This window comes from Methylobacterium sp. 001424705 (assembly GCF_059816145.1).
The window spans coordinates 20,320-29,090 of sequence record NZ_JCBANU010000038.1; the positions used below are offsets into that span (position 1 = coordinate 20,320).

At 69.3% G+C, this 8,771-nt stretch carries 8 protein-coding genes and 1 pseudogene; 5 read left to right on the forward strand and 4 right to left on the reverse strand.

The window, feature by feature from the left end:
- Positions 1-275 precede the first annotated feature (275 nt).
- The gene (locus AC6EUL_RS21255; protein WP_056491455.1) at positions 276-1,763 is read left to right on the forward strand and encodes a D-alanyl-D-alanine carboxypeptidase; all 1,488 of its coding nucleotides are present in this window, start codon (positions 276-278) and stop codon (positions 1,761-1,763) included.
- Between the two features lie 129 nt (positions 1,764-1,892).
- On the opposite strand, the gene AC6EUL_RS21260 is transcribed toward AC6EUL_RS21255, so the two are convergent.
- The 3 genes from AC6EUL_RS21260 to AC6EUL_RS21270 all read right to left on the reverse strand — a co-directional run bounded on the left by AC6EUL_RS21260 (position 1,893) and on the right by AC6EUL_RS21270 (position 4,044).
- Positions 1,893-2,570 (reverse strand): J domain-containing protein, encoded by a 678-nt coding sequence (locus AC6EUL_RS21260; RefSeq protein ID WP_499872540.1) that lies wholly within the window; start codon positions 2,568-2,570, stop codon positions 1,893-1,895.
- Entirely contained in the window at positions 2,567-2,821 is a 255-nt protein-coding gene (locus AC6EUL_RS21265) for a hypothetical protein (protein ID WP_499872542.1), read from the reverse strand. Before AC6EUL_RS21265 ends, AC6EUL_RS21260 begins: the two co-directional genes overlap by 4 nt.
- A gap of 65 nt (positions 2,822-2,886) precedes the next feature.
- Complete coding sequence (locus tag AC6EUL_RS21270; RefSeq protein WP_499872543.1) at positions 2,887-4,044, reverse strand: S1C family serine protease; 1,158 nt, start codon at positions 4,042-4,044, stop codon at positions 2,887-2,889.
- A 436-nt stretch (positions 4,045-4,480) separates the two neighbouring features.
- On the opposite strand from AC6EUL_RS21270, the gene AC6EUL_RS21275 reads away from it, so the two are divergent.
- Entirely contained in the window at positions 4,481-4,696 is a 216-nt protein-coding gene (locus tag AC6EUL_RS21275) for a hypothetical protein (protein WP_055953370.1), read from the forward strand.
- A 489-nt stretch (positions 4,697-5,185) separates the two neighbouring features.
- Here AC6EUL_RS21275 and galU read toward each other — a convergent pair whose 3' ends face one another.
- Positions 5,186-6,052 carry a UTP--glucose-1-phosphate uridylyltransferase GalU gene (gene galU / locus AC6EUL_RS21280; RefSeq protein ID WP_056272316.1) on the reverse strand — a complete coding sequence of 289 codons (867 nt, stop codon included), beginning with the start codon at positions 6,050-6,052 and terminating at the stop codon, positions 5,186-5,188.
- Positions 6,053-6,220: 168 nt separating this feature from the next.
- Between galU and galE the strand changes: the two genes are divergently transcribed.
- The 3 genes and pseudogenes from galE to AC6EUL_RS21295 all read left to right on the forward strand — a co-directional run.
- Positions 6,221-7,210 carry a UDP-glucose 4-epimerase GalE gene (galE, locus tag AC6EUL_RS21285; RefSeq protein ID WP_499872546.1) on the forward strand — a complete coding sequence of 330 codons (990 nt, stop codon included), beginning with the start codon at positions 6,221-6,223 and terminating at the stop codon, positions 7,208-7,210.
- Between the two features lie 29 nt (positions 7,211-7,239).
- A complete protein-coding gene (locus AC6EUL_RS21290; RefSeq protein WP_499872547.1) occupies positions 7,240-8,424 on the forward strand; it encodes a lytic murein transglycosylase in 1,185 nt (394 codons plus the stop codon).
- 72 nt (positions 8,425-8,496) lie between these two features.
- Positions 8,497-8,771: pseudogene (locus tag AC6EUL_RS21295) on the forward strand (hypothetical protein); the annotation flags it as partial.

Below are 8,771 nucleotides of genomic sequence, written 5' to 3' on the forward strand. Positions count from 1 at the left end.
GGGCTACCCTGATGTGTCGGGCCATTGCCCGCGAGGCCGAGACCGGCCGGGGCCTTTTGTGTGCGATGCAACATAAGACGTCAAGCGATATATTGCATCGCAATATGACGGTCGGATCCGGCGAATTGGTCTCGCTGCATTAACCGGGCCGTAACTGCGTCCACCTAGCCTGATTGACAGATGTTGCGGGGTTACGGCGGCACGGCCGCACCCCCGCCGAGATGTTGCGGTGCAAGCCGGCCCGCGGGTCGTGCAGGTCGAGGCAGTGAGTCGTGATGCGTAGCCATACTCCCCGCGTCGGCCGGGTGCCTGCCCTCTCGGCCGCGATCGCCGCAGCCGCCGTCCTGGCCGCCCTCGCCTCCCCGGCTGAGGCGCGACGTGGCCATCATCACCGCGGTGGCGGCGGTGGCGGCTACAATCCGCCCTACGCCGCCATGGTGGTGGACGTGAAGACCGGCAAGACGCTGCATGCGATCAACGAGGATTCGCTGCGCCACCCGGCCTCCATCACCAAGGTGATGACGCTCTACATGCTGTTCGAACAGCTGGAGCGCGGACGCTACACCCTCGAGTCGCCGCTCACCATCTCGTCCTTCGCGGCCTCCCAGGCCCCCTCGAAGCTCGGCCTGCGGCCGGGTTCCACCATCGAGGTCGAGGATGCGATCAAGGCGATCGTGACGAAGTCGGCCAACGATGTGGCCTGCGCCATCGGCGAGAACATCGCCGGCTCGGAACCCCGCTTTGCCGAGATGATGACGCAGAAGGCCAAGGCCCTCGGCATGAGCCGCACTCACTATGCCAATGCCTCCGGTCTGCCGGATGCCGACCAGATCACCACGGCGCGCGATCTCACGATCCTCGCTCGGGCGATCCAGGATCGCTTCCCGCGCTATTACAAGTACTTCCAGACCCGCTCCTTCGCCTTCCGCGGCCGGGTCATCGGCAATCACAACCGCCTCCTCGGCAATGTCCAGGGCGTGGACGGGATCAAGACCGGCTACACACGCGATTCCGGCTTCAACCTGATGACGGCGGCCAAGCTCGACGACCGTCAGATCGTGGCGATCGTGCTGGGCGGCAAATCCGGCGCCAGCCGCGACCGGATCATGGCCGACCTCGTCCGCCAGTCCCTGCCCCGCGCCTATGCCGGTGCCCGCCAGGCTCCCTCGACCATCGAGGTCGCGGAGCGCGCCCGCCCGGCCGTGGTCGCCGACGGCGCCTCGCGCACCCGGACACAGGTGGCTTCCGCCGACGACGAGGATGTTGAGACCACGGCGTCGACCCTGCGCGCTGGCCAGCCTCTCGATATCAGCCCCGCCCGCACCGCCACCACGACGCCCGGCAGCGCCGGCATGAAGTGGCGCTCCGGCGCGCTCCCGGCATCGGCGCAGGCCTATGCGCCGGCAGGCGGCCAGGCCGCCTTCCCGGCCGGCGGCAAGAGCGATGCCCGCTTGGCGTCCATCGACGGTCCTCGCGCCGAGGCGGCGAAACCGGTTTCCGGCGCGCGGATCACCCCAACGGCCTGGGTCATCCAGCTCGGCGCCATGGACGACGAGGACAAGGCGAAATCCATGCTGTCCGAGGCCCGCAGCCGGGCCGGCGGCGCACTCTCGAAGGCTTCGCCCTATACGGTGAAGGTCGAGCATGGCGGCGCGACCCTGTTCCGCGCCCGGTTCTCGGGCTTTGCCGAGCAGGACAGCGCACAGGATGCCTGCAACGCGCTGAAGCGCAACGGCTTCAATTGCTTCGCCACCCGCAGCTGAGTTCGCGCTGACGGGTTCGCAAGGGAGCGGCGCCCCTTCGGGCGTTCCGGCTCAGGACACGGGCGCCCGGTTCGTATCGCCGGACGGCCATACTCTCGACATTCCCTGTCTGACAACGCGCGTGGAGTATCAGCGATGTCGGTTGTTAAGCCTGTCACGGGCCGCGTTGACGCGGGCCGCCTGCTCGGCCGTGCCTCCTTGGTCGGGGTGCAGCCGCTTCATCAGCGTCCGGTGAGCCGCGCGGACCTGCTCCAGGGACGCCCCGCGCTCAAGCCCCAGGATCTCATAGGCCTCCTGCTCCGTCATCGCCCCTGGATACGCCGCGCGGCGCGGCCCCGGGTCGGGATTGCCCTGAGCGTCTACACGCCAACCGGGATGCCGGCGGTCGAGATACGCCTCTAGCCGACGGGCGGTGTCGGCATCGCGTCCGAAGAGGGCGACGAGGGCGGGCAGCGGAATCACCGACAGGGGTTGGCCGGCATAGGGACCTGCCAGGGCAATCCCCTCCCCCGCTGCATCGAAGCGGATGGTGGCCCCCGAGAGTCGGCGCGGATCGTAGCGGGCGGCAAGGCTCCGGACCCGGCGGTTCAAGCCCGCCGACCCCTCCAGCAGCCAGATGGCACCGCCCCCGAGCAGGATGGCGAACTCGAGCCGGCCCCGCACTAGGCAGAGGGCCGCCAGCGCGAGGGCGGCGTAGCCCCCCACCTGCCGCAGGACGCGCGCCGTCAGGGCCGGATGGCGGATCTTCAGGTTCCGCCCGAACCACCACAGGAGAAGGAGCGCGACCGCTCCGGCAAGGAACGTCACCGGGCGAACCCGTACTCGGCACCGATCCGGCCGCCGACGCGCAACTTCACCCCGCCGACGTCACGGAAGCCCTGGCTGTCCGGCGCTGCCGGCTTCGGGCCCGCCACGCCGCAGCCGGGCTGGGGCGGCAGGCGGACGCCCTCGGGGGCACTCTCCGGGCAGAGATGGGGCTTTGTGCGCTCGGCGGCACCGGCGGCGAGGACACCGGCCAGCCAGAGCAGGACGGCGCAGGAGGGACGGTGGCTGACCATGGGTCACTTTCACTGGGCGATGGGTCGCTTTAGCGAGCGCTGCGCGGCGTGACGAGGGCCCGGCCTCAGAGCCGGCTCTCCGCCACGTCCGTGGTGGTGACGCGGACCCGGCGCGTGCGCCCGTCCCGCTCGACGATCAGGTCGATCGAGGCGCCGAGACCGGCCGCCTCCATGGCGGCGGTGAGATCGGCGAGGCGGTGGACCGGCCGGTCGCCGGCCCCCACGATGATGTCGCCGATCTCGCCCGTCTGCGCGTCGACGCCCTGCAGGCCGGCCGCGGCGGCCGGAGAGCTGCGCAGCACGCGCAGAACCACCACCCCGTCGATTCCGAGGCGGGCCGCGGTCGCCTCCTGCCCCGCGATGATGCCGATGCCGGGATTGCGCGTCCGTCCGTTGCGGATGAGCTCGGGCACGACCCGGTTCACGACATCGACCGGGATGGCAAAGCCGATGCCGGCGCTCGCCCCGGAGGGCGAGAAGATGGCGGTGTTCACGCCGATGAGGCGCCCGGCGGAGTCGAGGAGCGGACCGCCGGAATTGCCCGGGTTGATCGCCGCATCGGTCTGGATGACGCCGGAAAGCTCACGTCCCGCGCTGGTGGGCAGGCGACGCTGCAGGGCGCTGATCACGCCGGTGGTCAGGGTGTGGTCGAGGCCGAACGGGTTGCCGATGGCGAAGACCGACTGGCCGACCTTGAGGTCGGCCGAAGTGCCGATGGCCAGGGGCTGCAGGGCCGCGGTGGTGCGCCCCAGGCGAATGACGGCCAGATCGTAGCTCGGGGCGGCGCCGACGAGGCTCGCCGACACGACCTCGCCGGAGGACAGGCGGACCGCGATGGCGCCCCCACCCTGCGCAGCCGCCGCGACCACGTGGTTGTTGGTGACGATGTGCCCGGCCGCATCCCAGATGAAACCGGTCCCGGTCTGCGAGCCCCCGCCCGGCTCACCGCCCTCGTTGTCGACCCCCATCAAGGCCCGCCCCTGGGCCGCGGCCTGCACGAAGACATGAACCACGGACGGGCTGGCGCGGGCGAAAAGCTCCACCGTCGCCGTCTCGGCGGGCGCCAGATCGCCGCGGGCGGTGATCGCCCGCGCGGTGTCCGCCGAAAACAGGAAGCCGGTCAGGTAGGGCTGCGCCACGAAGAGCGCGAGCAGGCCGAGGGCTGCAGCCGCGGCCCAGCGCAGAAAGCGATCCGCCGGCCGCGGGGGAGACCGATCGGGCATGTGTCATCCTCTTCACCATACTGCGAAAACCGCGTCGCGTCGCATCGCCATTAACTGGGCGGTGACGCAATGGCCTTCAACTGGCTCGGTACCGTGACGGGCCAGGGTGCGTCAGCACACCGAAACCCGTTTTGGCGAAAGATAAACAACGGCTCGACATTGTCAGCCGAGGCGACAAACAGAACGAGAGGGCGTCCAAAAGCAGCCATATTCTGCGCGCTGATCAGCAACGGCGCGCTTTGTATGAGGGAGGGAGCGTTCAGGTGCGGATGAGCATTTCATCCCTGTCTGAAATGACCTCAAAGCTGCCTTAGAGATGCTTCCATTCACCCGGATAGACGTCCCGCAGCAAATGTTCAGGTTCGAGGTCGTACAGACCTTTCACCGGGCCGCCGGCATCGCGGGGAACGACCCTCACGATCAAAGGAACACACACATGGAAACCCAAGCCCTGGAACGTCCCGCCGATCTGACGATCTGGCGTACCGCTCCGGTTCCGGCTCCCCTCGCTCAGCCCGCGCGCTACCGGACCCTGCGTGAGGCCATCGAGGCTGCCGCCGGCGCCCTGTCCGATCCGGCCAAGCAGCCCTGGATCATCACGGAGGATGGCGAGGTGCTGTCGCCGAACTGGATCCGGACCTACCTGAACTGAACCGACCCGCCGGCGCCGTCGCGTCCGTCGTCCCGCGAGCCGACCGCAGCCCTAGGCGCGGCCGGCTCGCGCGCCTCCCAGAGGCGCCTCCACCGATATCCTGCGGCCTGAGGCCGAGCCCTCGCTCCGCGATCCCGAATGCCGGATCGCGTGCAAATCCTTCCACCCGTTTCACAGGCATGCGTGTGCGCGTGATCGCGCGCCCGAACACCGGGTCGCGCGCGGAGCCCAAGGCGCGTCGTGCCTGGGGCGTCCGTCTGCACCGTCCGGAGCAGGTACAAAAAAAGGCCGCTCCGAAGAGCGGCCCGAAGTCTAGGGAGGAAACGCCCAAGAAGGGCTGCCGAACCGCGACGCCATCGCGGTCCCGCAACGCACAATCTAAAGTGCGACGCACAAAAATCAAGGCCTTTGCACGTCGTTCAACCCGTTTTCTGGAGCTTGAGCTCGGCGTTCCCTGAGGCACCGAGCAGGCCGCGCCGGGGCGCGATCTCAGTGCTCGCTCAAAAGCTGCGCGATCTCGGCCTTGAGGGCCTCCGAGAGGTCCTTGCGCTCGAGGGCGTAGGCGATGTTCGCGGTGAGGAATCCGAGCTTCGAGCCGGTATCGTAGGTCCGGCCCTGGTAGTGCATGCCGAAGAAGGCCTGGTCCTTGGCGAGCTTGATCATGGCGTCGGTGAGCTGGATCTCGCCGCCGGCGCCCGTCTCCCCCGCCGACAGGATGTCGAAGATCTCGGGCTGGAGGATGTAGCGGCCGGAGATGATGAAGTTCGAGGGCGCGGTGCCGGCCTTCGGCTTCTCCACCATGCCGTTGATCTCGAAGGTCTGGCCGAAGGTCTGGCCGACGCCGACGATGCCGTACTGGTGCGTCTCCTCGGGCTTCACCTCCTCGACCGCGATGACGTTGCCGCCGTGGCGCTCGTAGGCGGAGAGCATCTGCTGCATGCAGCCGCGGCTCAGCATGTCGGGCAGCAGCACCGCGAAGGGCTCGTCGCCGACGATCTCGCGGGCGCACCAGACGGCGTGCCCGAGGCCGAGCGGCGATTGCTGGCGGGTGAAGCTGGTCTGGCCCGCGGCCGGGAGGTCGCGCTTCAGGGCCTCGTAGGCCTCGGTCTTGCCCCGCTCCTGCAGCATGCGGTCGAGCTCGAAGGCAACGTCGAAGTGGTCTTCGATGACCGCCTTGCCGCGTCCCGTGACGAAGATGAAGTGCTCGATCCCCGCTTCGCGGGCCTCGTCGACGACGTGCTGAACGACCGGCCGGTCGACGACGGTGAGCATCTCCTTCGGAACGGCCTTGGTGGCCGGAAGGAAGCGGGTGCCCAAGCCGGCGACGGGCAGGACGGCTTTGCGAATCGGTTTCATCAAGCGAGACCCGGTAGCGAGGGGAGGTGAGGAAAACCCCGAGTGGATTGACGTTGCCTCGGTACAGCCTCCGCCCAGGGAAGGCGATAGAGCCATCGACGTAACGGGCATAACCGACAAGCTCGTTTTCCGATATATCGTCAGTGAAACGTTTGGGGAGAAGGTGTCATGGCGGTTCTTGTGACGGGCGGTGCGGGCTATATCGGCAGCCACATGGTGCTGGCACTGCTCGACGCCGGGCACGAGGAGGTTGTGGTCCTCGACGACCTTTCAACCGGGTTCGACTGGGCGCTTCCACCTGAGGTGAAGCTCGTCATCGGCGATGTCGCCGACCAGTCGCTCCTTACGGAAGTCATCCTCCAGCATCGTATCGACGCCATCGCGCACTTCGCCGCGCGCATCGTCGTGCCGGATTCGGTCGCGGATCCCCTACAGTATTACTTGGCCAATACCGTCAAGACCCGGGCCTTGATCGAAACGGCGGTTCGCTGCGGGGTCAAGCACGTGATCTTCTCCTCGACGGCTGCGGTTTACGGCGAGCCGGAGGTCGTGCCGGTGCCGGAGGATCTGCGGCCGTCGCCGATCAATCCGTACGGACGCTCCAAACTGATGAGCGAGTGGATGATCGCCGATGCGGCCAAGGCCCACGGCTTCTCCTACGTCATCCTGCGCTACTTCAACGTGGCCGGAGCCGACCCGCGGGGCCGCACGGGGCAATCGACGCCCAACGCCACCCACCTCATCAAGGTCGCGACCCAGGCCGCCCTCGGGCAGCGGACGCATCTCGAGGTCTTCGGCACCGATTACCCGACGCGGGACGGTTCGTGCCTGCGGGACTACATCCAAGTTTCCGACCTCGCCGAGGCCCATCGCGTCGCCCTGAACCACCTGCGGTCCGGCGGCGAAAGCCTGACCCTGAACTGCGGCTACGGGCGCGGCTACTCGGTCCTCGAGGTGATCGACGTGGTCAAGCGGGTCTCGGGGCGCGACTTCGAGGTTCGGCTCTCGCCGCGCCGTCCCGGCGATCCGGCCCAGATCGTCGCCGAGGCCCAGCGGATCCGCGATCTCGGCTGGACGCCGCAGAACGACGACCTCGACCAGATCGTCGCCCAGGCTTTCGCCTGGGAAGAGACCCTGACCCGGCGCAACCGTCTGTGAGGGGCTGGGCGCCGCTCGCCCTTGCGGGCATGCTCGGGGCCGGAACGGTGCTGGCGGCGGGCGGTCAGCCTGTACCGCCCGCAACGACGGCGGAAGCACAGTCCCGCTTCGCCGCCTTCATCGCCGCGCTGCGACCGGAGGCCGAGGCGCGGGGCGTCTCGGCCCGGACCTTCTCGGCGGCCTTCGCGGGGATGTCCGGACCCGATCCCGACATCCTCGCCCGCACGCGCAAGCAGGGCGAGTTCGGGCGTCCGGTCTGGGACTACCTCGTCGGCGCAGTCTCGCCCGGCCGGATCGCCCGGGGGCAGGCCCACGCCAAGCGGCTCGCGTCCGTCCTCGCGCGGATCGAGGCGCGCTACGGCGTGCCGCGCTGGATCGTGCTGGCGTTCTGGGGCGTCGAGTCGGATTTCGGCGCAAGCGGCGGCAGCGTCCCGACGATCCGGGCCCTCGCGACCCTGGCGGAGGCGCGGTTCCGCGGCACGCTGTTCCGCGATGAACTCCTGGCCGCCCTCACCATCCTGGAGCGGGGCGACGTCACGCCGGAGCATATGAAGGGTTCCTGGGCCGGGGCCATGGGGCAGGTGCAGTTCCTGCCGTCCAGCTTCCTGGCCCACGCGGTGGATTTCGACGGCGACGGGCACCGCGACATCTGGGGATCGGAAGCGGACGCCTTGGCCTCCATCGCCGCCTACCTCAAGACCCTGGGCTGGAACCCGGCCTTCTCCTGGGGCTACGCGGTCACCCTGCCGGCGGGGTTCGATCTCGCCCGCTATCGCGGCGGCCTCGCGGATTTCGCCCGGCGCGGGGTTCGACGCACCGACGGTCAGGCCCTGCCGGATGCGGGCACCGCCAGCCTGTTCCTGCCGGGCGGCCTCGGGGGGCCGGTCTTCCTGATCACCGACAATTTCGAGGTGGTCCGCGCCTACAACACCTCGGATTCCTACGCGTTGGCGGTGGGGCATCTCGCCGACCGACTGGCCGGTCGGCCGGTCCTCGCCGCGCCCTGGCCGGTCCGCGACGCACGCCTCGACAAGGCGGGGCTGCAAGCCCTCCAGGCGGGCCTCACGGAGCGCGGCCTCTACGCGGGCGAGGCGGACGGGCGCGCCGGACCGAAGCTGCGGGAGGCGGTGCGGCAGTACCAGATCGCCGAGGGCCTGCCGGCGGACGGCTACGCGACGCCGCGGTTGCTGGAACACCTGCGGGGGCGGCCTTAGACCTCGGCGGCATCCTCCTCTAAGGTGTCGGCCACCCGACCGGTCCTCCGGTCCGATTGATCGAGGCGTCCCATGACCTTGCCGGCATCGCGCGCGGCCTGGTGTTTCCTCTCCGGTCTGTCCCTGCTCCTCGCCGGCGCCGGGCCGGCCTGTGCGCAATGGGGCGATTCCTACGACGCGCCCCGGGGCGGCGACTACCAATCCCCCCGCCGCCGGGCCCGGGACTATTACCGGGACGACGACGGCTACGCCGCCCGACAGGCGAACCGGCGCTACGCGCCTCCGCCCCAGGAGGCGCCGCGCCAGTTCTACTGGCCCTGGGGCGGGGCGGGGCGATCCTCCCAGGG